Consider the following 22,436-nt stretch of genomic DNA (forward strand, 5'->3'; position numbering starts at 1 on the left):
ATGTGAAAGATCGGTTTTATTCAGCTGTATTGCGGGTTTCGGTGGACCCAGAACGAATTTGTGAATCGACAAAAAGATTGACATCCGATATAATATCTATTAAACCAAGTGGAAAAGAGGGAAAGAACATGGCTGAAATTGTAATCCGAAATACGAACGAACGTATCACTGGAGACGAAAATGTTCGAAATTTCTTGGACAAATATGAAGTACTTTATGAAAAATGGGATGCATCCAAATTAAGTGCTGAATTGCAAAATAACTTTGGATTGACTGATGATCAAAAAAATCAGGTTTTGGAAACCTATGATTATGAGATCAAAGACCTGGCCGCACGTCGCGGATACCAAATCTGGGATGTCATCACCCTGTCCGAACAAACGCCAGACATCGAAGCAAAACTGGCCAAGTTCGAAGAAATTCACACGCATGCTGAGGATGAAATCCGCGCAATTGTTGCGGGTAAAGGTATTTTTGTAATCAAAGGTACTGATGATGTAGGTTATTTTAATGTAGAATTGTCTCCTGGAGACGTCATTTCTGTACCAGAGAATACTCCTCACTTCTTTACTTTGATGGAGAATAAACAGATTATTGCTGTTCGGCTCTTTATTGAAAAAGATGGCTGGGTCGCTGATCCATATCCTGATCCTACTTTTATTAAACAAGCCTAATAAATACATGATTGTTCATTCAACAAACCCCTGTCCATTCGAACAGGGGTTTGTTACCATTTGGATCAGTATACAACATTAAGTTAACTATATAAAATAATGTGGATATTTTGCTTTGACCGTCTCCTGTTCAACGACGACAAGTCTGAGATGAGCTTCCATCACCTTCATTGCTTGTTCGGTTTGGCGTTCCTTGATGAGCTGGTAGATTTCCTTGTGTTGGGAGATTATAATTTCCGAGTTAATGTCTTCAGACAAGCGGAGGATGCGCAAACGATTAAACGGAATGTTAAGCTGCTGAAGCATTTTCCATGATCTCATTTTACCAGTGCCCTGAAACAGGATTTGATGAAACTCCTCATCCAGTTCAAACAGTCGATAGAAATTATTCTTATCCAGACACACTTCCTGCATGGCGATGTTGGTTTCCAACCTGAATTTGAATTCATCCGCAAACGAGGCGCAAGCCAGTGCTACAATTTCCTTCTCTATTTTTTCTCTCATAAATCTGCCTTCTTCAACATGCTCCAGATTAATATGTGAGACTATTGTTCCGCTCTGCGGGATAATATCCAGCAGTTCCTCTTCAGCAAGCTTCATAAAAGCTTCGCGTACTGGCGTTCTGCTGACCTCTAGTTCGTCCGCAATTTCTTTCTCGGAAATTTTCGTACCAGGCTCAAGTTCAAGGTGCAAAATTCGTTCCTTTATCAGATCGTATGAATAAGCCCGGGTCGAACCTCTAATCTTTTGATTAAGTGACATTCCTTAACCTCTTCCTCTCAGCCGTATTCATTCATCTTAGCATAAATTGCCGCTTCACTAAAATGCTTTCAGCGAAACGGCAATCGATTAAACTTCGCTTATCTGCTACTGCTGTTTGTTTTCTTTATACTTTTTGTACGTATCATTGGAAATCTGTAGATACTGGGACAATCCTTGTCCTTCCAGTTCCTGCACAAATGCATCATATTCGTCGAGACTGCGTTCGCCCAGAATAAATTTGAGTGTATTTTGGTCCGAGTAATCCTTAAGAGGAGTACTGAGCAATGTCACCTGTTCACGGTCAATGTCTGAGTATGGAATTGGCGGTTCAGCTGGAATAACTTCCTTGGTATCCTTCATGTCCTGTTGGAATTTCAACTCTTCTTCACTAAACATGGAATGCAGCAGATCTGTAGTTCCACCATACGCAAATACACCGCCGGAGAAACCATAATCAATACGAAGATCCTTTGTGCCTTTAGGATTCAACCCGTTATAGTTCACATCATCCGCAAGTTTGCGAACACCATCCTGTTTGGTGAAAGTCTCTCCTTCAACGCCCCATTTGGTGAACTCCTGGCCTTCATCACTATAGTATAACCAGTCAATAAATTGCATTATGGCTTTGAAGTTTTCGCTTTCTTTAATTTTGCCGGAAATCATGACACCGTTTTCAAGTCGCGATCCAGACATCAATTGTCCTTTTGGTCCACCCGGAACTGTAATTTTTGCAATGGAGAAGTTGCCTTCGCCCAATGTTTTATTCATATCATTGCGGTGCAGAACAACCGTTTGGGAGTTACCGTTAATGATAAACGATTTGCCAGAGACAAATTTTTGTATTGCCTGATCATCATCTTGAGTTAAACTTTCCTTGTCCAGAAGCCCTTCAGACACCAGTTTGTTAAAGTACGTCAGCATCTCTTTGTACTCAGGTGTAGTGGATGTATATACGAATTCATCCTTGTCTTCCTTGTACGTAAGGCCGTTGCCGAAGCCCCAACCGCCCTTGGTTCCAAAACCAGCAGCGGCAATATTTAAAGTGCTGTTGAATTCAAAGCGGTCCGAGAATGGAATGGAGTCCGGATAAATCTCTTTCAATTTCTTGGCAGCCTCATATAATTCATCCCATGTCGTAGGGATCGGAATATTATTTTTCTCAAAGACATCCGTTCTAACAATCAGTGTATAGTCAGGCCACACTTCTTCATGCAAACCAGGGAGAACGTAATACTTACCATCTTCCTGCCGGAGACCCTCCAGTTCATCCTCAAGTCCCCACTTCTCTACCTTGTCCTTGAAATTAGGCATCAAGTCAACATAATCACTTACTGGCAAAACCGCACCGGATGATACAAAGGCAGATTCTTCGCCCGGATAGGTTTTAGGTATAACGAGAGGTGCATCTCCTGAACTGATCAAAAGAGATCTTTTCTGAGGATAGTCGGACATCGGTACGATCGTAGGATCCAATGTCACACCCGTCAACTCGGTAATTTTTTGGAAAAGCAACCAATCTTTCTTGTATGGATATGCTGGCTGATCACTATAAAGAATGGATAAGTTAAACGGCTCTGACGCTTTAAACGTCTCACCCACGCTGTAGGATTCCATTGCGCCCTTAGATTCTGGTTCAGCTTTCTCTGTGCCAGCACCGCTGCTGCATGCTGCCAAAACGACACTCATCATTGTTGCCAAAACCATCTTGCCTACAAGCTTGCGTGGTCTCTTTTTCATTCCATTGTCCCCCTGCATGTGGTTTAGGTTCGCCTTGCGTAGAATAGATATTAACTATTTTGATTGGAATTACTGTTTAACAGATCCCAACATGATACCGGTTACAAAGTATCTTTGTACAAAAGGATATATCGTGAGAATTGGCAAGATTGTCAGTACCATTGTTACCGACTTGATATTTGCAGAGATTTGAGTCAAATTGTCGGCTGATGCGCCCGCCGAAGCTCCTCCTGTTGCACCCGCAATCATGTTGCGCAGATAGATGGTCACAGGGAACAGCTCTTTTTTGTCGAGGTAGAGGAAGGCTGGAAACCATGAGTTCCAGTGGCCCACCGCATAAAACAGTACCATTGTAGCCATTACAGCCTTACTCAGCGGTAATATGATGCGAAGTAAAATACCGTATGTGTTCAAACCGTCGATGGCTGCAGCTTCCTCCAGTTCCTCCGGCATGTTCTCGAAAAACGATTTCATAATTAACATGTTATAGATGCTGATTGCACCAGGGACAACCAACGCCCACATCGTATTGTTCATACCCAGGGAATTAATCAGGACATAGTTTGGAATCAATCCGCCACTGAAAAACATGGTGAACACGGCAAACATCGTCCAGAACTTGCGTCCCATTAATCTCTTTTTGGAGATCGCATACGCGAATATGGTGGTCATGAACATGGATATCAACGTACCCACCACAGTGTAGATAATCGTATTTTTATAATTGGTCCAGAACATGCTGTCTCGAGAGATTGTCTTGTACGTGTCTACATTGAAACCTCTCGGGATGATGCTGACTTTCCCTGAATTGATATAGGATTCGCTACTGAAAGATTGCGCTACGACATTCAGGAATGGATAGAGCGTGATGAACACCACGAGCAGCAAAAAAATGGCGTTAAACACTTTGAACACTTTGTATGATTTTGATTCCTGCATGTTGTCCCTCCTTTACCACAAGCTTCGTTGTGTTAATCTGCGTGAGATTGCATTTACCGAGAATACCAATATGAGTCCGATGAGTGATTCGAATAATCCAATCGCAGTAGCATAACTGAAGTTACTGGATTGCAAACCTACCCGGTACAGGTAAGTGGAAATCACGTCAGATGTGTCATAAATCAGCGGGTTATAAAGGAGTAAAATTTTCTCAAATCCGACGGCAAGAAAATTACCCATATTCAGAATCAACAATGTAACGATCGTTGGCAAAATGCCCGGAATGGTTACATGAATCGTTTGTTTCCAGCGGTTCGCACCATCAATCCGTGCAGCTTCATACAAGGAATCATCAATGGTTGTCAATGCGGCAAGATACAGAATGGCTCCCCAACCCATGCCTTGCCAAATTTCTGAAGAAATATAGATCGTTCTGAACCATTCGGCACGCTGCATAAAAGGAATGTTGTCTCCGGTAAAGAATGCAACCAAGCCATTTATTGATCCATTAACTGCGGTTAACTGCAAAATCATTCCGGCTACGATCACGATGGATAAGAAATGCGGTAGATAGGATGCAGTCTGAACAAACTTTTTAAAGCGTTTACTTTTCACTTCGTTCAAAAGCAGAGCAAAGATAATTGGAACCGGGAAAGTGAATAGTAATGCAAGCCCACCTAGTATTAATGTATTTCCAAATACTTTCCAAAACGTCGGGTCTTGTACGAACATCTGGAAATACCTTAACCCAACCCAAGTTTCACCAAAAATACTGCCTCCGGGTACAAATCTTCTAAAGGCAATCACATTACCAATCATGGGTCCGTATTTGAAAATAAGCAGATAGATAACTGGAAGTATTAATAGGGAATACAGCTGCCAATCTTTGCGGAGTAAGGCTCCTGCTGTTCTTAACCTGCTTTCTTTACGTAATGAGGTCATCGTAAGCGTGTTTTTTGCAGTTTCTGAATTCATGTCTGATTCACTCCGATCCATAATCTTGATAAAATCAAAAGTACTTCATGACAACTCCCATCTTCTCTTCTTTCTATCGAAGACCTTGCAGAAATTTCACCCCCACTGCATAATAAATATTTGGAAATGTAAGCGATATCAATATATGTGATTTAAATGGATATACTTAGTCCAGATTGTTATCTTGCTGCCCAATCTCATCCATACCTCTTGTATTCCAAAAATTAATATTTCCCAAAACTATGTAAAGCGCTTACAATAAACATAAAAATAATAAAGCAATAACTCCTGATTCCATAACCTGGATTTGTCAAAAGATCACCGCTTGTTTAGTTTCCATACTAGTCATACTAGTATGTTAGTTACATTCTAAATCAGCAGTCCCAACATTTCAATACCTTTTTTTATTATTTTTCCAAACTTCAACACATTACAGCTATAAAGTATCATTATGTAAAAAAACATTGATAACTAATTGAATGATTTAGCATCACTCGCTGAGTTATCAATGTTTGGCTAGAAAATATGGAGATATCAGAAGTTAGCAATGATACGTTCTAATTCCGACAAATGCTTAATTTCATGATCAGGTACATACGACTCCGGGTTCACCTTATTTTCACGGTTAATCCAGACAGACTGAATACCTGCAGATAGAGCTCCACGAATATCGGTAGTAAGTTTATCCCCTACCATCAGACTCTCTTCTGGTTTCACTTCAAGTTTGCTAAGTGCATGCTCAAAGATCGACGGGTCAGGTTTCCCCTTACCGAAGGTACCCGAAATAATAATCTCATCAAAGAAAGGAGCCAGCTCAGGTACACCGTCCAACTTCTCTTGTTGAAGTGCTGGACAACCGTTAGTTAACAGCAATAGCTTGAACTTGCCTTGCAATTGTCGCAACGTATCCATCGTTTCCTCATAAACATGAGGTCTGGATCTGCGCTCTGCCCCGAATTGCGAAGCGAGTCGTTCAGCCAAGTCTTCCCGATCCACACCCAGCTTCAACAAGCCACGACGCCATGACTCCTTGCGATACACAGGAGCGAGTTGTTCCAATTGACGGAACTCAGGTTGGTCGCCACCTGTAAAGTTAGCCCATAAACCTTCAAAAGGATTAATGCCAATCATTTTGGTGAACGGGAAAGTTTCATATGATTCGTAAAGACTTCGAGCTTCGTTACGAACTGCTTCCTCCAGATCTTCAGGCTTAATGCCGGTTTCTTGAGAAGCGAGCAGGCAAGTTTCATGGAATGCTTCACGCACACTGCGTTCATCCCACAACAAAGTATCATCCAGGTCGAACAAAATCGCTTTTAATGCCATTCCGGTCATCTTCCCCTTTGTGAATAATTACTTTTTCTCGTCTGTTTCTACAGTAATCTGATGTGCTTTGGCAAATTTCAGAAGTCGTTCCGAAATTGCATCTGTATCATAACGGTTCAATAGTTTAGTGAACACCCATCTTTTGCCACGGCTGTTATGCTCGATAACTACCGTTCCCTGCTCGAATCGGAACTTAACGATGTCATCTACTCCGATGGAGCGTTCACGATTCCCTTTGGTTGTTATAATTCGGTTGCTCCCGATTTTAATGTAAGGACGGCGGAGCATAAAGATCACAGCCAAAAATACATACAACAGCATGGTAACCCAGTCCCATGTTGTCATCGGAGCTTTAACAAGAAATGTGCTCATAAACAGATACAATAACGCAAGTCCGATCAGGAAAATAGGAAACAGGAGACTGCGTCCTTTAAAAATGTCTTCACCGGGCGAACCCGAAATCGGTTGACCATTTTTTTTGCGCTGCTGATTCAACTGCTTTGAATTTTTCCGAACCGTTCTCTCGAACGAACGAGCCATGAGAATCCCCCTTTATGTCTTCTTTGTATCGGCTTACAAAAAACGTAAACCAACATTCCCCCTATAAATTTGCATTCTCAAAATAACAGGAAGAAACCTAAATATCATCAAGATATCATTAGGTTTCTTTTAGTGTTTGAGTTTGCCTTGGCGGCCTTGATCGTTTTCATCATCTACAATTTCAATAGAATCCAGTTGCTGTCTGAAGTTGCTGCGGATGTTGCTCAAGTAAATTTCTCTAAGTTTGGCCCGTTCAGCAAGTTCTTCCTCCGTCAGTCCAGTGGACTTTTGTTTACGAGCCAATTCATTAATACGTGCTACCAGGCTATCTATATCCAAGCTTGTCCCCTCCAAAAATACAAAGTCATACTAACTTTGACATGATCGAGGCAGCTTGTCAAGGCTACTACTTACACGGTCGTATGAATCATGAAATTAGGGTGTAAACTGAGGCAAAATCAACACTTGCCCTGCTTGAATTGAAGTCGATTCAAGTTGATTTACTTTCTTCATTGCTTCTATATATACACGTGTATCCATATTTTCCGGTTTATGTTCCAAAGAAATGCTCCATAGCGTCTCTCCCTGAGACACCGCTATTTTCCCTCCGGGAAGAACGTCACCCTCATCCCCTGCAAATACAGTCAAAACGGTACTGCAACCAACAAATATGATTAACGATACCATAATCAATTTCAACATCCATGTTGGAATCTTGGCATCTGCAAACAATCTCTTAACATGACCTATGTTAGACTTGACCGCTTCCGAATTCACCGGTTCATAAATACTTTGATAAGTAGAATATCTCATATCAATCGTCCTCCAAACGTTTGTTCCTATCTGTTGAAATCAATATAACACGAACACTTGTTTTGTACAACAGATTTTTAGAACAATTGTTCGCTTTATTTTCATCACCTAATTTCTGTAACTTGATTATAAATAACAGTCCAATTCTCACTTTTCGTAACGGTTTGGTAACAAACGCTATACTCCCATTCATAATCGTTGATTTTATCGCATTTTATTTAGAACTTATGTTTGTACGAACGGAGGTTCTATGTTATAATTTTCCCAAACGTTACTAAAATGGGGTTGATACGGTATGTCGAAGATATCCAGCAGGCAGCAGGCTATTCTGGAGTTTATACGCAATGAAGTCCGGTTGAAGGGATATCCTCCTTCCGTACGAGAAATTGGAGAAGCTGTTGGACTGGCTTCCAGCTCAACGGTCCACGGACACCTGGATCGCTTGGAGAAGAAAGGTCTAATTAGACGTGACCCTACCAAACCAAGAGCCATCGAACTATTAAGTCAAGAGGAATCCGAGCACTCCCATCAGTTTGCACATAGTGTTGCCCGTATTCCTGTTGTAGGTAAAGTCACAGCAGGGGTCCCTATTACTGCAACAGAAAACATTGAAGATTATTTCCCCCTTCCCACTCATTATGTCGGTGAACAGAAGGTATTTATGCTCTCTGTCGTTGGAGACAGTATGATTGAAGCAGGGATCGTCAATGGTGACTATGTTATCGTGCGCCAGCAGCAAACAGCAGATAACGGTGATATTGTCGTTGCGATGACTGAAGATGACGAAGCGACGGTCAAAACATTTTACAAAGAAAAAGATCACATTCGCCTTCAGCCTGAGAATGCCACATTTGAGCCACTTCGCCTGAAACACGTAAGCATTTTAGGTAAAGTCATTGGCCTTTTCCGCGATATTCACTAGCATTCTCTGCAGCGAATCAAGATGAAATGAAATTTTCAAAGAGGCTGTCCTGTTCGCCAGGACAACCTCTTTTTTTGTTTCACCTAATTTTAATTCCACTTTTCAACGTTTTAGGATGCTTTTGTGATGAGAGAACACATCAAAGCTCTTCTGACCATGGTATGCCCCCATACCACTGTCTCCAACACCACCAAACGGCAAAAAATGTGAAGTCATATGTGATAACGTATCATTAATGCATCCTCCCCCGAAGGAGACTTGTTCCAGAATCTGATTCTGGAGTTCCTCATCCTCTGTGAAGAGATATAGCGCCAGCGGCTTTGGACGTCGCACAATCTCATCCAGTAGAGGGTTAAGATCATTGTATATCATCACAGGTAGAATAGGACCGAAGATCTCTTCTTGCATAACAGGCGAATTCCAATCCACATTTCCAAGCACTGTTGGTTCAATCAGCAGCTGATCCCGATCAGAGCGACCACCGATTAGAGCATTCTCACCATTAAGGAAAACCGATAAACGATCAAAGTTACGAGCATTGACGATGTGAGGAAAATCAGTATTTCGTATCACATCTTCACCAAATTTGTCTTTGATCTCTGTCGCAATCAGTTCAAGCAGTTTGTCGTGTACATCTTGATGTACAAGCAAGTAATCCGGAGCGACACAGGTCTGACCCGCATTTAGAAACTTGCCCCGAACAATCCGCTGAGCAGCTAGCTGCAAATCAGCATCTTTATGAACGATTACCGGGCTCTTACCCCCCAATTCAAGGGTGACCGGAGTGAGATGTTCAGCTGCTGCCTTCATTACAATGCGGCCAACACCCGTGCTGCCTGTAAAAAAGATGTAATCAAACTTCTCATTCAACAAGGCTGTGCTTGTCTCAACTTCACCTTCCATGACCGCTACATACTCCATAGGGAAGATCTCTTCGACCAAATCATGAGTAAGTCGTGATACAGACGGGGTTAATTCAGATGGTTTGATAATGGCACAGTTACCCGCAGCTATCGCACCGATTAAAGGACCAAAGGCTAGTTGGAACGGATAGTTCCATGGTGCAATAATAAGAGCTACCCCATAAGGTTCGGAGTAAATAGTGCTCACGCCATCAGGAATGAGAGAACTTGTGGGCACAGCTTTTGGCGCCGCCCAATCTTTTAGATGATCTAATGCAAAATCCAATTCACCTAAAACGATGCGAATCTCAGAGCTATACGCCTCAGCTTCAGATTTATTCAGATCCGCACGCAGGGCGTCCAATATCCGTTGCTCGTATTTCTGAATTCCCTGTCTTAATTGTTGAAGAGCACGAATACGATAATCAATATTTTTGGTTTGGGCTGTATAAAAGAAAGCTCGCTGGCTTGCTACGAGCTGCTTCGCTTGTTCCATAACAACATCTCCAATTAATATTTTAAAATTAAATTGCCCAAAATATAATTGAATTATATCTTACTAATATGAAAATATCAACATATAAAATATGTATATTTTCTCCAGTTCCTATGTATTGTCTCTTTCATTCCGATAAGACATCGCTTCCGGACTGACCCTCCTCCTCTTTAATTTCCTACTATTCACATAAAAAAGCCCTCAGCGCTAATGCGCCAAGGGCTTCCGGTATTAGTACAAAGTAATGTATTGATCGCGTTCCCATTGGTGGACTTGTGTACGATACATATCCCACTCAATTTCTTTCAGCTCGTAGAAGTGAGCCAGGGCGTGATCGCCAAGAGCATCACAGATTACTTCACTGCGGATCAATTCGTTCAAAGCTTCTTTCAGGTCAGCAGGCAAGCTTGGAATTCCTTCTTCCACACGCTCTTCTTCTGACATGATGTAAATGTTACGGTCAATTGGTGCTGGCAAGGAAAGCTCACGTTTGATTCCATCCAGACCAGCTTTCAATAGAACGGCCAAAGCCAAGTAAGGGTTCGCAGCCGGATCCGGGTTACGAACCTCAACACGTGTACTCAGACCACGGGAAGCTGGAATACGGATCATTGGGCTACGGTTACTGGCGGACCATGCTACATAACAAGGGGCTTCATAACCTGGTACAAGACGTTTGTATGAGTTCACAGTTGGGTTAGTAATTGCTGCAAACGCACGCGCATGCTTCAGAGTTCCAGCCATGAAGTGACGTGCAGTTTTGCTCAGACCCAGCTCGTCCGACTCGTCAACGAATGCGTTCACTTTGCCTTGGAACAAGGATTGGTTACAGTGCATACCGGAACCGTTCATACCAAACAGCGGTTTCGGCATGAAGGTAGCATGAAGACCATGCTGACGTGCAATCGTTTTAACAACGAGTTTAAACGTTTGGATCTGGTCTGCTGCTTTTAGGGCATCAGCATATTTAAAGTCGATCTCATGCTGGCCTGGAGCTACCTCATGGTGGGAAGCTTCGATCTCAAAGCCCATTTCTTCAAGTGTGATAACGATGTCACGACGACAGTTTTCACCAAGATCCGTAGGCGCAAGGTCGAAATATCCACCTTGGTCATTCAGTTCGTTAGTCGGGTTTCCTTTTTCGTCTGTTTTGAACAAGAAGAACTCTGGTTCAGGACCGACGTTGAAGGAAGTGAATCCCATTTCTTCGGCTTCCTTCAGGTTTCGTTTCAAGATGCCACGTGGATCTCCTGGGAACGGATTACCATCTGGAAGATATACGTCGCAAATCAGACGAGCAACACGGTTCTCAGCTACCCATGGGAAAATAAGCCAAGAATCGAGATCCGGATAGAGGTACATGTCGGATTCTTCGATACGCACATAACCTTCAATGGAAGAACCATCAAACATCATTTTGTTATCCAAAGCCTTAGTCAATTGGCTTACAGGAATTTCAACGTTTTTGATAGCTCCAAGCAAATCGGTAAACTGCAATCGAACGAATCGTACGTTTTCTTCTTTAGAGATGCGGAGAATGTCTTCTTTTGTATAACTCACGATACCTCTCCCTTTCTTTTCTGCTTATTTTGCTTGCATGTTATATTTGTACATTAGAATGTTCCACGGGTCAAGGAGCCGACTTAACGAAAAGCCGGATTTACGCTGACCCTCCACGTTACACGAACTTACTTTTTATTAAAAAAGCGGGAAAGCTCTCCCTGAATGAGAGATACTTGTCCAGGTCTCTTACCAGAAACCAACTGCTGCTTCAATAAACGGTGCAGCTGTGTATCCGACAGTTCTCTGCGCTTCACTTCTGTGTCAGCAGTAATTACCGTCGCCTCTTCGGATTCCTTGGATACCGGATTCATAACCTGTTTGATACCGGCAATGTTAACGCCTTTTTCAATCAAAGCTTTAATCTCCAGCAATCGTTCTACGTCATTAAAAGAGAACAAACGTTGGTTACCTGACGTTCTCGCTGGAACAATCAAGCTGTGCTGCTCATAATATCGAATCTGACGAGCTGACAGATCCGTTAGTTTCATAACAATACCTATCGGGAATAAGGCCATATTTCTGCGAATTTCGTCACCCATGTTCATCAACCTTCCAGTCATCTATTCTTCACCTTATTGTACATTTAGTTGTTACTAAGTGTCAATGACGTGTTAGATAAACTCACAATAATTTACGATCTTTCATCGTTTGCAGCGCCATCAAAACGCCATATTTAACATGAGAGTATGTTAATCCTCCCTGCATGTAACCAATATATGGCTCTCGAATAGGGGCATCCGCTGATAATTCCAGGCTTCCACCCTGTATAAACGTACCTGCCGCCATAATGACGGGATGCTCGTAACCCGGCATATCCCATGGCTCCGGAACCACATGGCTATCCACTGCTGCAGCTCGCTGAATCCCCTGTACAAAAGCGATCAGATGCTCAGCCGAGGAGAATTGTACTGCTTGAATCAAATCTGTACGTGTCTCGTTCCAAGCAGGTTTCGTTACAAATCCTGAGGCAGCAAACATCGCAGCGGCGAAGGTACTTCCCTTAATGGCCTGTCCCACAATTGTCGGGGCCATGTAAAGTCCCTGATAGATCCCGCGGGTAGTGCCCAACATGGCACCAACCTCACCGCCAATGCCAGGTGCAGTCAGACGATATGCCGCAAGTTGTACATATTTTTCCTTCCCGCATATGTAACCCCCGGTTTCAGCGAGCCCTCCGCCAGGGTTTTTGATTAGTGAGCCTGCCATCAGATCTACCCCGACCTCCGTCGGTTCGCGTTTCTCCGTGAACTCGCCATAACAGTTATCGACAAACACGATGACGTCTTCTTTCATCGACTTGACGCGTGCTACCATATCCGCAATCTCTTCAATACAGAAGGAAGAACGCCAGTCATATCCTCTCGAACGCTGGATTCCAATGACTTTGGTCGATGAATTAATATTATTTTTAACGGCGTCCCAGTCTACACTGCCATCCGCAAGCAAAGCGGTTTCACGGTAACCGATACCAAAATCTCGAAGAGATCCGGTGCCGTCTTCCGGTTTGCCAATCACTTTGTGTAACGTGTCATAAGGCTTACCTGTGATGTATAACAATTCGTCACCTGGGCGCAGCACTCCAAAGAGAGCTGTAGCAATCGTATGCGTACCTGACGCAAAATGAGGACGTACCAACGCTGCTTCTGCGCCAAATACGTCCGCATACACCTCATCCAGCACTTCCCGGCCGCGGTCGTTATATGCATATCCCGTCGAACCAGCAAAGTGATAATCGCTGACTTGTTTGCGTTGAAAAGCATCAATGACCTTCCACTGGTTGTAATCGGTAATACCATCTATCATTTTCATCTGCTGTTCGATCTGAGCCTCAACTTGTTGTTGAAGCTCAACAATTGCTGTATCCAAACTTGCCATCTTACCTTCATTCCCCTTCATAGCCCATATCTAACGCATAATATTGATTATCGTGTCAACTTACCACATTAATGTGTCATATATATTACAATTCAATGAAATCTTCAAGTAAATAACCGAATTTTTCATATTCCCCTTTTTGCAGCTCTACTTGATAGATCACATCGTTTTCTTCAAAAGTCGTTTCTACGACATCTCCGATTTTGTAGAGTACAGAAGTCAGATCCCCACGTTCTGCTGGAATCCGAAACCGCTTCGTGTCTCCGGTCAACTCTTCCTGTATACGCTCCCTAATCTTCAGCAGGTCAGCTTCATCCAGCGCACTTACCTTCATATGATCTTTGTCCAAAGGAAGCATTTCCAGCTGCTCCCGTGTGCACGCATCTTTTTTGTTATAGAGAACCAATTGAGGCTTGTCCCCTGATCCCAGCTGCTGTAGGATTTCGTGCACCGTTCTCATCTGATCTTCACGCATTGCAGAGGATGCGTCCACAACATGTAAAATAAGATCTGCTTCATTCACTTCTTCCAGAGTCGCACGGAAAGCTGCAATCAGATCATGCGGAAGGTTTTGAATAAATCCAACCGTATCCGTAAGCACGATCTCTTTCCCGCTCGGAAGCTCCATCGTACGTGAAGTAGGATCAAGTGTTGCGAACAGCTGATCTTGAATGTAAACGTCAGCAGCAGTCAATTGTTTAAGGAGTGTGGATTTACCGGCATTCGTATACCCTACAAGGGCAACTTGAACAATTCCTGTCTTTTTGCGACGCTCACGGTGCAATTTACGATGGCGTGTAACCTCTTCCAGATGCCGTTTCAGATCATCAATGCGTCCCCGAATATGACGACGATCCGTCTCCAGCTTGCTTTCCCCCGGTCCACGTGTTCCGATTCCCCCACCAAGCCGGGAAAGGTTTTTGCCATGCCCCGATAAACGTGGAAGCAAATAGCTGAGCTGGGCCAATTCAACCTGTATGATTCCTTCTCTTGTATTCGCACGCTGAGCGAAAATATCCAGAATCAATTGGGTACGGTCAATTATCTTGAGATCCAGTGCCTCTTCCAGATTTCGAACCTGGGCTCCAGACAATTCCTGATCAAAAATCGCTGTGGTAGCACCAAGTTCCTCTGCGATTGCGCGGAGCTCCTCCACTTTCCCTTTACCGATAAACCATTTTGTATCTCTGGTTTCCCTATTCTGAGACAGTACACTCAGCACTTCAACTCCTGCAGTCTCTGCAAGTTTCACCAATTCCTCCAGAGAGTACTCCGGATTAATGCCTGAGCGCTTCACTTCATCGGTAATCAGGCTCACCAATACGGCGCGGTCTTTCTTGACTTGCTCTGTATCATGTGTGGTATTTGTCATATTCTATGTGCCCTCCTTCTAAAACTCACTACATCTAATTCTTTTATTGTTCCCTCATAGGGTACTTTAAGCCGAACCGGTTAACCCGGCCGGCTGATCCAAAAAAAACATTATCGCTCACTTTCGCTCAAACTTCAAATCCTCTGTTCGAATCGTCATCAGTTCCAATTTCCCGGGACTGCCCTGGGTGTACTGCTCCAGCAATCGAACCGCTTGATGGCGAATGGCGCGCTCAATTGCATTTCGAACATATCGAGCATTACTGAATGCGTGCAGAGAATCATTTTTTTCCTGAAGCAAATGGTGCTTTAACTTAAGGATGGTCTGTGGCATTAAAATATAGTCTCGCTCTTTCGCCATGATTTCCGATATTTGAATTAACTGATCTATGCTGTAATCCGGAAATTCAACCTGGATGGGGAAGCGGGACGGTAATCCAGGATTCGTCTGCAGAAAAAAGTCAATTTCTTCAGAGTATCCTGCCAAAATCAAAATAAATTGATTCTTATGATCTTCCATGGACTTCACAAGTGTATCAATGGCTTCCTTGCCAAAATCCTTCTCGCCCCCACGCGCCAGGCTATATGCCTCATCGATAAACAAAATACCCCCTAGGGCTTTTTTAACCAGATCCCGTGTTTTCTGTGCCGTATGTCCAATGTACTCTCCGACAAGATCGGCCCGTTCAACCTCAATGAGGTGACCTTTACTGAGCACACCCATCTTTTGAAACAGCTTTGCCACAATCCTGGCCACTGTTGTTTTACCTGTCCCCGGATTTCCTTTGAAAATCATATGATACACGTGCGCTCCACTGAGCAAACCTGCTTCAGAACGCATTTGGGCAATTTGCAAGAAAGCATAGATTTCAAATACAAGTTCTTTGATATTTTCCAATCCCACCAGCTGCTCCAGTTCACCCTGAATCTCCTGGAAATGTCCATGCTTTGCTAACCCCTTGGCTGCCTGAACTGGTGTCTCCTCTTCCTTAACCAACATCTGAGGTTCCTGGTTACGCAATACAACATTAATTTGTCTCGATGGTCTGCCTCCCGGTTGCCCTCCTGCAGCCATAACCCGTCCGTTCATTCGCCATCACCTCTATTTTATCGGGCTGATCTCTCCTGATTATTAATGTATTCTATCAGATGCTCCAATATTAGAAGGATGATGAAGTAATTCTGTGCTTGGTCAAAACTCAGATATGAACGTTTTTGCGAAAGTCTCCGTTCTCAAACAAGGTTTGCCGATGCTTCAGCGATAGTTGAAAATAAGGAAACACATGCGCATCGATGGCATGCAGCAACTCCTTGGCCGTTCGGTTAGCCAGATCATAATCTCCAGATGTGATATGCTTGCGCGAAAGTGCGTCTTCAAGTTCATCCTCATCCAGCAAAAATACCTCTCCATCTTTCAGCACAACGACATCCAGATAGAGATCATCAAACCAAGGAACCCCCTGGTCCGTTATGCCCTGACTGCGACAGGTATCAATATACCATTCAACAATACGCTCCTGATCGTCAAACATGGCAGTGACCACAAAGTGCTCGCCCTTAGGGTAATACTGCAGCCATGAATATCCTTTGTCCGCGATGCAAAAGGTACTTCCCCCATAGGTTTTCCACAAAGGTTCTTTCAAATCCTGTATGGTGTACAGCGTAATGTAACCTGTGAAAACTTTGGATTGTACGAACCGGCATGTAAATTGTCGGTTCGTAATCCGGCGCCAGTTCGCGCGGTCCCCGAATTTCCGTTTCATACGAACCCCTCTTTGCCGACCACAGGTCCTTGACCTGTTCTCATATTGGTGAACACTGAATAACGTCCGCAATTCCGATTCCATGACTTCCGAATCAGTTTTGCACAACGTATTACGATAGCTACAGCTTACCATATTTAAGTTATACACTCAAAATTAAGCTTTGCCCCGCCCTATTCAGCTGCTAAATCCAAATGAAATGCGCTATAAAAGAAAAAACCTGCCTCGCCGAATAATCGGGAAGCAGGCTCTTGAGAAAAGCATTTGTTACTATTCAAATCTCGTTAACCATCATTACCGGTCTGTGATTCGACCGAAGTATCATTTTCACCTGTATTACTTTCGGTTCCGGTATCAGGCGTCACAATTTCACCAGGGGTCGTAACAGAACCGTCAGTCGAACCATCACTGTTCCCACCTGGCTCCGTAGTTCCCTGATCTGGTGATGTACTTCCATCACCAGACTGTCCATTCCCTTGCCCTGGTCCGCCATTGTTACCATTACCATTACCGTTGCCATTATTGCCATTGTTGCCGTTATTGCCATTACCATTACCATTGTTTCCGTTATTCCCATTGTTGCCGTTGTTTTCACCAGAATTGCCATTGTCCGGCGAACCGATGTCGGGATTATCTGTACCGGGCTGTTCCGTTCCCGGATCCGTTCCTGTGTCTATGCCTGGATCAGGTTCCACTGGATCAATCTCCTGCGCTTCAATCATAAGTGATATCGTATTGGACGGGTCGGTTTCCAATCCAGATACCGAATCAACGGCGGTGACATAGTACTCGTACGTCAGACCTGGAAGTGCACTTAAATCCTGCGCAGTAGTCGATCCAACGGCATCGATCAGATGCGTGTATTGGGCCTCGGAAGTTTCTTTCCGATAGATGCGATACTGTGTATTGGCATCCCCGGTACCAGTCCAGTTTAGCGAAACGGTCTGAGAGGCAGGATCGTATGCTCCGCTCAATCCACTTACCGACAACTGCGGCTGCTCGGGTTCCGTTTTTTCCGGCGGTGGTGTCTGAGCCCCTTCAGGTGCTTCAAAGTCCTTCACAGGTACACCCTTCAGCGCTTCCGTCATGACTTTCGCAAAGAAAGCAGCTGACAGCTTACTGCTGTTTTTGAGCATATGGGTTGCATCCGGATTGTCATACCCCATCCAGACTGCTGCAGTCCATTCAGGTGTATATCCAACAAACCATACATCACGGTTCGCGCTGTTGCCAGCGATGCCGCTCTGCACCGTACCAGTTTTACCTGCTACAGGTCGATCCAGTCTTGCTGAACGTCCTGTACCATCATTGACTACGTTTTGAAGCATTTGAGTCAGTGAGTATGCATTTTGTTCACTCATGACACGCGTGGTCTCTGACTTGTCATGCTTGTAAACAGCCTTATCTGAGCTGTCTTTAATCTCTTTAATCGAATAAGCCTCTTGATATTCACCCAGATTGGCAAACGCACTGTAGGCTTGCGCCATTTCAAGTGTGTTTGTACCTTTGCTGAGACCACCCAGGGCGATCGCAAGGTTTTTATCTTCATCTGTAAGCTGGATTCCTACACTTTTGGCAAACTGTACACCTGTATTCACACCTATTTTATCAAGCAGCCATACGGCAGGAATATTCTCCGACTTCGTAATGGCTTCTGTCATGCTAATCGTCGAAGAGTATCCGTGCAAGTTGCCGGGACAATAGTTGCCAAAGCACTGCTTCTGATTGCTCAGCGGCGAATTGGCGTTGTAATCGCCAGACTCCAGTGCAGGAGCATAAGATACAATGGGCTTGAATGCCGACCCCGGTTGTCTACGGCTCTGCGTTACCCGGCTGTACCCCTTCGTTTGGTAGTCTCGACCACCCAACAGGGCAACCAAGCTGCCATTTTCATGGTTCATGATAACCATGGAACCCTGTACCTTCTGGTCATCCTTACTTTCCTCAAACAAACTGTCATCCGAGAAGGCACTCTCCATGGCCGTCTGAGCCTGAGCATCCATGGTCGTATAGATTTTGTATCCGCCGATGTTCAGATCATCTTCCGTTTTGCCAGTTACGCGTTCCGCTTCACGAAGAACATAATCGATAAAGGCTTGGTATTTTTGCTCTTTCTCAGGCGGCGTATAATCATAATCTACCGCTTTGGCTTCATCCATCTCTTCTTTCGTGATGTAACCTTGATCGTACATCAGCTGCAGCACCACACCGCGGCGTGCTTTGGAATCGTTTGGATTGCTCAGCGGGTTATAGGCGGAAGGACCTTTAGGCATCGCTGCCAGTGTGGCAATTTCCCATAAATCAAGGTCCTCAAGCTTATCCTTACCAAAATAAAATTCGGATGCAGCCTTAATACCATAACGCTGATGACCGAAAAAGATTCGGTTCAGATACATCGTCAGAATCTCGTCTTTTGTGTACTTGCGCTCTAATGCCATTGCAATGGATACTTCTGTCGCTTTCCGGAAGAATGTTTTGTCACGGGACAGGAACATGTTCTTCGCAAGCTGCTGGGTTAGCGTACTGCCGCCCTCCACCATGGAACGGGCCATGACGTCTTTTACAGCCGCACGCCCGATGGACCAAATATCCACACCCTGATGCTCATAGAATCGTCTATCCTCTGTTGCCACAAAAGCTTCCTTTACCAACTCGGGAATCTCATCTTCATCAACTGGTTCCAGCTTCTGAATCGATAGCTCACCCATTAATTGGCCATTGCGGTCATATACTTTCGACGTCTCATTAATAGTTGTTTTGTCCATGTTGGCTGTTAGCAGCCGCTCACCACTTACCATGATAAACAGATACCCGCCAAGTGCACAGAAGATGGCGATTGCCATGGTGAAAAATAGTGTCCATCCAACGCGTTTACCCGTAATTTTTTTCTTTTTAGAGGTCTTTGGCTTCGCTTTTTTGGTTGACTTGTTATTGCTGTTGCGATTGTTAGACCTCGACAACGGATCGTTTGGCATGTTACCTCCTGACTCCCTTTCGGTTGCGTAATTTCTATTCGCCTGATGGCTAAGGCTTATCATAAACCTTTTTTGCCCGGAATGAAAAGAACAACCCTTGTTAAGGTTGCTCTGCTTCAATTCCTATACTTGTAGACGAAATGGTTGTAGAAAAGGTTTCGTAATTTTTTAAGCTTCGCCGCTGTTATCCTGCTGCATCAGCGATACGCTGCGTTGCGGCGTGAACGTGGAGATGGCGTGCTTATAGACCATTTGCTGGCGTCCGTCGCTGTCAATGACGATCGTGAAATTGTCAAATGCCTTGATCGTCCCACGGATTTGGAAGCCATTGGTCAGATAGACCGTAGCTGGAATGTTTTCTTTCCGCAGTTGGTTCAAGAACGTATCTTGGATGTTGATGGACTTGTTCATTAGCCGTACCCCCATTGGTTCATTTGAATTCGTGTTTAAGATAGTATTCAATATCGCTGAGTAGCTTTCGTGCTATTATATCATGAACAGTTTCATATAATCCACAAAAACCCCTTGTCTCCACATTTGCATCTCGGAATCAGCCTGCATGCAGCTAGAAGACTTATCCATTATACACCGCTTGTCTAAATTGCAAAAGAGGGACTAAATCTTCGTTTTAGAGCGCTTTAATCCTGTTCTTCCTGATCCACCAAAGGTTTCGTCAATGCCTTCGTTAAAGGAACATTCTGGAGCTGCTTTCGGTCCTTGATCAGCAATTTCAGGTATGTATTGGTATTGGACAGAACGATAATTACCCAAATTAGGGCAATAAGACCCAGAATTGCGAAAGCAGCTCCATATAATTCGGACAAAAAGAGATATAGACTCGTACCACCACTCATGCCTGCTTCCATCCAGCTCACTCCTTTCTTGGGCAATAAACTTTGATTTTCATTCAAGTTGTTATGTGCTTTTATTTTAATGTTTATGTTATTTTTTTACAATAATTCAATACACCTTCCCCTCTTCATTTCCACACTTTAGGTAAAAAAATAAAACCTCTACCTTTTCTGAAACAAAAAGATAGAGGTTCTAACGTCCCAGACGAGGGCCTATTTTCACATTCTACGTGTAGTCAAACTTTTGTTTAATCAATGTACATACCTGCTCATAATTCCCTGCAAAATTTTCCGTGTCCGTCATATCCACCCATTCAATGTCCTTCATATGACGGAACCAGGAGAGCTGCCGTTTGGCAAAACGGCGGGTATCTCTTTTCAGCCATTCCACCGCAGCATCCCAGCTCACTTCGCCTTGAAGATAAGCCGCTATTTCCTTGTACCCCAGTCCCTGCATAGAGATATGCCCTCTGGCAACGCCACGCTCCAGCAATGACTTCACCTCTTCAACCAGGCCTTGCTCGATCATCAGATCGATTCTCTCTTCAACCCGGGCGTATAATTTCTGGCGATCCATGGTCAAACCGATAATACTGAGGTCATACGGAGATTCTTTTTTCTGTGATGCCAGCTGTTCGGACAGTCGCTCTCCTGTAAGATGGTAAATCTCAAGGGCGCGGACGATTCGCCGCTGGTCATTCACATGCAAACGATCTGCACTGATCGGGTCTATTTCTCTAAGTTTGTCATGAAGCGCTTGTGCACCATGCAGCTCAGCATAGCGGAATTGTTCTTCCCGAAAAGCCTCATCCGACCCACTTTCCGAGAATTGAAAGCCGTAACAAACCGACTCCACGTACAGACCGGTACCTCCAACAATAAAAGGCAGCTTGCCACGTGCATGAATCTCACCGATCAAACGGGTACAGCTCTCCTGGAATTCTGCCACCGAATATGGATACTCGGGTTCATGGATATCTATGAGATGATGGGGCACTCCCTTCATTTCTTCAAGGGTAATTTTCGCCGTACCGATATCCATCTCACGATATACCTGCATTGAATCTCCCGAGATAATCTCGCAATTGAACGCCTGTGCAAGCTCGATACTCATTCTTGTTTTGCCCACTGCTGTCGGTCCGACCAATACAAGCAGTTTCGGTTTATCTTCCGATTTCAACATTTATCACTCCGTACAGTGTTTTTGCATTGGCGCGATCCAGCACCTCGAATCCGAGCCTTGTAAATTCCGCGCTGCCGCGCTTTTCTTTCATCACTACCCGTTTGCGGGCTACTCGTTTGGCTTCCTCAACGCTCTGTATGTCCAGTGCATGGGGGTTCGCATAATCCCGCAAAGGCTGAATGGCACTCGAATCCATCATCGGCTCACGGAACATGGGATCGAAATAGACGGTATCACAGCTTCGATCAGGCAAGGTGCGAAGGAAGTCCAAATGATTGGCATGCCGTAATTCAATCCTGCGAAACGCTTCATCGACTTCGGGCCGATTACTTTCGTAATGTGACATTCCCTCCACCAACAGTGCGTAGAGCTGCAGCGAGCTTTCGCAAGCAATAACCCGTCCCTGCTTACCTGCCGCGACCGAAAATACCAGTGCATCCGTGCCCAGTCCTGCGGTACAGTCAACAATGGTATCTCCCTCAAGAACAGCTCCCGCTTCCAGCATTGGATCAGGCTCTCCACGCAGTACACGTTTGGCGCGAACGAATCCCATACTCGGATGAAACTCAAGCTGCGGTGCATCTTTACGATACAAGCGCGCCTTGCCCTGAAGCACGACCAAAATTTCGTTTATTCCGTAACGTTCGATCAGCCTGGACAGTGACTTTTTATTGCGCGGCACATAGGTGCCTCCCGTCGTTTCCGCAAGCTTGCGTGCGCGTTCAACTAGAGAAGCAGCCTCTGTATCACCGGTTGTAATATACATAAG

The 22,436-nt window shown here is 44.3% G+C and carries 22 protein-coding genes; 2 read left to right on the forward strand and 20 right to left on the reverse strand.

Features of this window, described 5'->3' with window-relative positions:
• Nucleotides 1–128 precede the first annotated feature (128 nt).
• On the forward strand, nt 129–674 hold the full coding sequence (locus AAIH57_RS08340; protein ID WP_175399044.1) for a cupin domain-containing protein: 546 nt from the start codon (nt 129–131) through the stop codon (nt 672–674).
• 87 nt (nt 675–761) lie between these two features.
• On the opposite strand, the gene AAIH57_RS08345 is transcribed toward AAIH57_RS08340, so the two are convergent.
• The 8 genes from AAIH57_RS08345 to AAIH57_RS08380 all read right to left on the reverse strand — a co-directional run bounded on the left by AAIH57_RS08345 (nt 762) and on the right by AAIH57_RS08380 (nt 7,766).
• A complete protein-coding gene (locus AAIH57_RS08345) occupies nt 762–1,436 on the reverse strand; it encodes a GntR family transcriptional regulator (RefSeq protein WP_430021241.1) in 675 nt (224 codons plus the stop codon).
• Between the two features lie 105 nt (nt 1,437–1,541).
• Entirely contained in the window at nt 1,542–3,173 is a 1,632-nt protein-coding gene (locus AAIH57_RS08350) for an extracellular solute-binding protein (RefSeq protein ID WP_430021242.1), read from the reverse strand.
• 69 nt (nt 3,174–3,242) lie between these two features.
• Nucleotides 3,243–4,112 (reverse strand): carbohydrate ABC transporter permease, encoded by an 870-nt coding sequence (locus AAIH57_RS08355; protein WP_175399047.1) that lies wholly within the window; start codon nt 4,110–4,112, stop codon nt 3,243–3,245.
• Between the two features lie 12 nt (nt 4,113–4,124).
• A complete protein-coding gene (locus AAIH57_RS08360) occupies nt 4,125–5,054 on the reverse strand; it encodes an ABC transporter permease (protein WP_246311133.1) in 930 nt (309 codons plus the stop codon).
• 567 nt (nt 5,055–5,621) lie between these two features.
• Nucleotides 5,622–6,413 (reverse strand): HAD family hydrolase, encoded by a 792-nt coding sequence (locus tag AAIH57_RS08365; protein ID WP_430021243.1) that lies wholly within the window; start codon nt 6,411–6,413, stop codon nt 5,622–5,624.
• A 27-nt stretch (nt 6,414–6,440) separates the two neighbouring features.
• Nucleotides 6,441–6,953: a hypothetical protein gene (locus AAIH57_RS08370; RefSeq protein ID WP_175399050.1), complete on the reverse strand. Its 513-nt coding sequence runs from the start codon at nt 6,951–6,953 to the stop codon at nt 6,441–6,443.
• Between the two features lie 129 nt (nt 6,954–7,082).
• Nucleotides 7,083–7,292: a DUF896 domain-containing protein gene (locus tag AAIH57_RS08375; RefSeq protein ID WP_175399051.1), complete on the reverse strand. Its 210-nt coding sequence runs from the start codon at nt 7,290–7,292 to the stop codon at nt 7,083–7,085.
• Between the two features lie 96 nt (nt 7,293–7,388).
• Nucleotides 7,389–7,766 (reverse strand): LysM peptidoglycan-binding domain-containing protein, encoded by a 378-nt coding sequence (locus tag AAIH57_RS08380; protein WP_430021244.1) that lies wholly within the window; start codon nt 7,764–7,766, stop codon nt 7,389–7,391.
• A gap of 295 nt (nt 7,767–8,061) precedes the next feature.
• On the opposite strand from AAIH57_RS08380, the gene lexA reads away from it, so the two are divergent.
• Nucleotides 8,062–8,688: a transcriptional repressor LexA gene (gene lexA, locus AAIH57_RS08385; RefSeq protein WP_056689962.1), complete on the forward strand. Its 627-nt coding sequence runs from the start codon at nt 8,062–8,064 to the stop codon at nt 8,686–8,688.
• Nucleotides 8,689–8,790: 102 nt separating this feature from the next.
• Here the strand turns inward: lexA and AAIH57_RS08390 are convergent, their stop codons facing one another.
• The 12 genes from AAIH57_RS08390 to AAIH57_RS08445 all read right to left on the reverse strand — a co-directional run bounded on the left by AAIH57_RS08390 (nt 8,791) and on the right by AAIH57_RS08445 (nt 22,433).
• Nucleotides 8,791–10,086, reverse strand: coding sequence for an aldehyde dehydrogenase (locus tag AAIH57_RS08390; protein ID WP_430021245.1), 1,296 nt, complete (start codon nt 10,084–10,086; stop codon nt 8,791–8,793).
• Nucleotides 10,087–10,317: 231 nt separating this feature from the next.
• A complete protein-coding gene (glnA, locus tag AAIH57_RS08395) occupies nt 10,318–11,646 on the reverse strand; it encodes a type I glutamate--ammonia ligase (protein ID WP_175399054.1) in 1,329 nt (442 codons plus the stop codon).
• A gap of 128 nt (nt 11,647–11,774) precedes the next feature.
• Nucleotides 11,775–12,188 (reverse strand): MerR family transcriptional regulator, encoded by a 414-nt coding sequence (locus AAIH57_RS08400; RefSeq protein ID WP_095286436.1) that lies wholly within the window; start codon nt 12,186–12,188, stop codon nt 11,775–11,777.
• An 82-nt stretch (nt 12,189–12,270) separates the two neighbouring features.
• Nucleotides 12,271–13,524 carry an aminotransferase class I/II-fold pyridoxal phosphate-dependent enzyme gene (locus AAIH57_RS08405; RefSeq protein WP_175399055.1) on the reverse strand — a complete coding sequence of 418 codons (1,254 nt, stop codon included), beginning with the start codon at nt 13,522–13,524 and terminating at the stop codon, nt 12,271–12,273.
• An 85-nt stretch (nt 13,525–13,609) separates the two neighbouring features.
• Complete coding sequence (hflX, locus tag AAIH57_RS08410; RefSeq protein WP_175399056.1) at nt 13,610–14,896, reverse strand: GTPase HflX; 1,287 nt, start codon at nt 14,894–14,896, stop codon at nt 13,610–13,612.
• Nucleotides 14,897–15,013: 117 nt separating this feature from the next.
• Nucleotides 15,014–15,985 carry an AAA family ATPase gene (locus tag AAIH57_RS08415; protein ID WP_175399057.1) on the reverse strand — a complete coding sequence of 324 codons (972 nt, stop codon included), beginning with the start codon at nt 15,983–15,985 and terminating at the stop codon, nt 15,014–15,016.
• 109 nt (nt 15,986–16,094) lie between these two features.
• Nucleotides 16,095–16,658: a DUF402 domain-containing protein gene (locus AAIH57_RS08420; protein WP_175399058.1), complete on the reverse strand. Its 564-nt coding sequence runs from the start codon at nt 16,656–16,658 to the stop codon at nt 16,095–16,097.
• Between the two features lie 284 nt (nt 16,659–16,942).
• Complete coding sequence (locus AAIH57_RS08425) at nt 16,943–19,633, reverse strand: PBP1A family penicillin-binding protein (protein WP_430021246.1); 2,691 nt, start codon at nt 19,631–19,633, stop codon at nt 16,943–16,945.
• 168 nt (nt 19,634–19,801) lie between these two features.
• Nucleotides 19,802–20,044, reverse strand: coding sequence for an RNA chaperone Hfq (hfq, locus tag AAIH57_RS08430; protein ID WP_017687918.1), 243 nt, complete (start codon nt 20,042–20,044; stop codon nt 19,802–19,804).
• Between the two features lie 227 nt (nt 20,045–20,271).
• Nucleotides 20,272–20,499, reverse strand: coding sequence for a hypothetical protein (locus AAIH57_RS08435; protein WP_175399060.1), 228 nt, complete (start codon nt 20,497–20,499; stop codon nt 20,272–20,274).
• A 211-nt stretch (nt 20,500–20,710) separates the two neighbouring features.
• Nucleotides 20,711–21,664: a tRNA (adenosine(37)-N6)-dimethylallyltransferase MiaA gene (gene miaA, locus AAIH57_RS08440; RefSeq protein ID WP_430021355.1), complete on the reverse strand. Its 954-nt coding sequence runs from the start codon at nt 21,662–21,664 to the stop codon at nt 20,711–20,713.
• Nucleotides 21,648–22,433 carry a class I SAM-dependent methyltransferase gene (locus AAIH57_RS08445; RefSeq protein WP_175399061.1) on the reverse strand — a complete coding sequence of 262 codons (786 nt, stop codon included), beginning with the start codon at nt 22,431–22,433 and terminating at the stop codon, nt 21,648–21,650. The genes miaA and AAIH57_RS08445 overlap by 17 nt, the downstream gene beginning before the upstream one ends.
• Nucleotides 22,434–22,436 lie beyond the last annotated feature (3 nt).

It is taken from the genome of Paenibacillus sp. MABNR03, from assembly GCF_050455445.1.
Taxonomy (GTDB): domain Bacteria; phylum Bacillota; class Bacilli; order Paenibacillales; family Paenibacillaceae; genus Paenibacillus; species Paenibacillus xylanilyticus.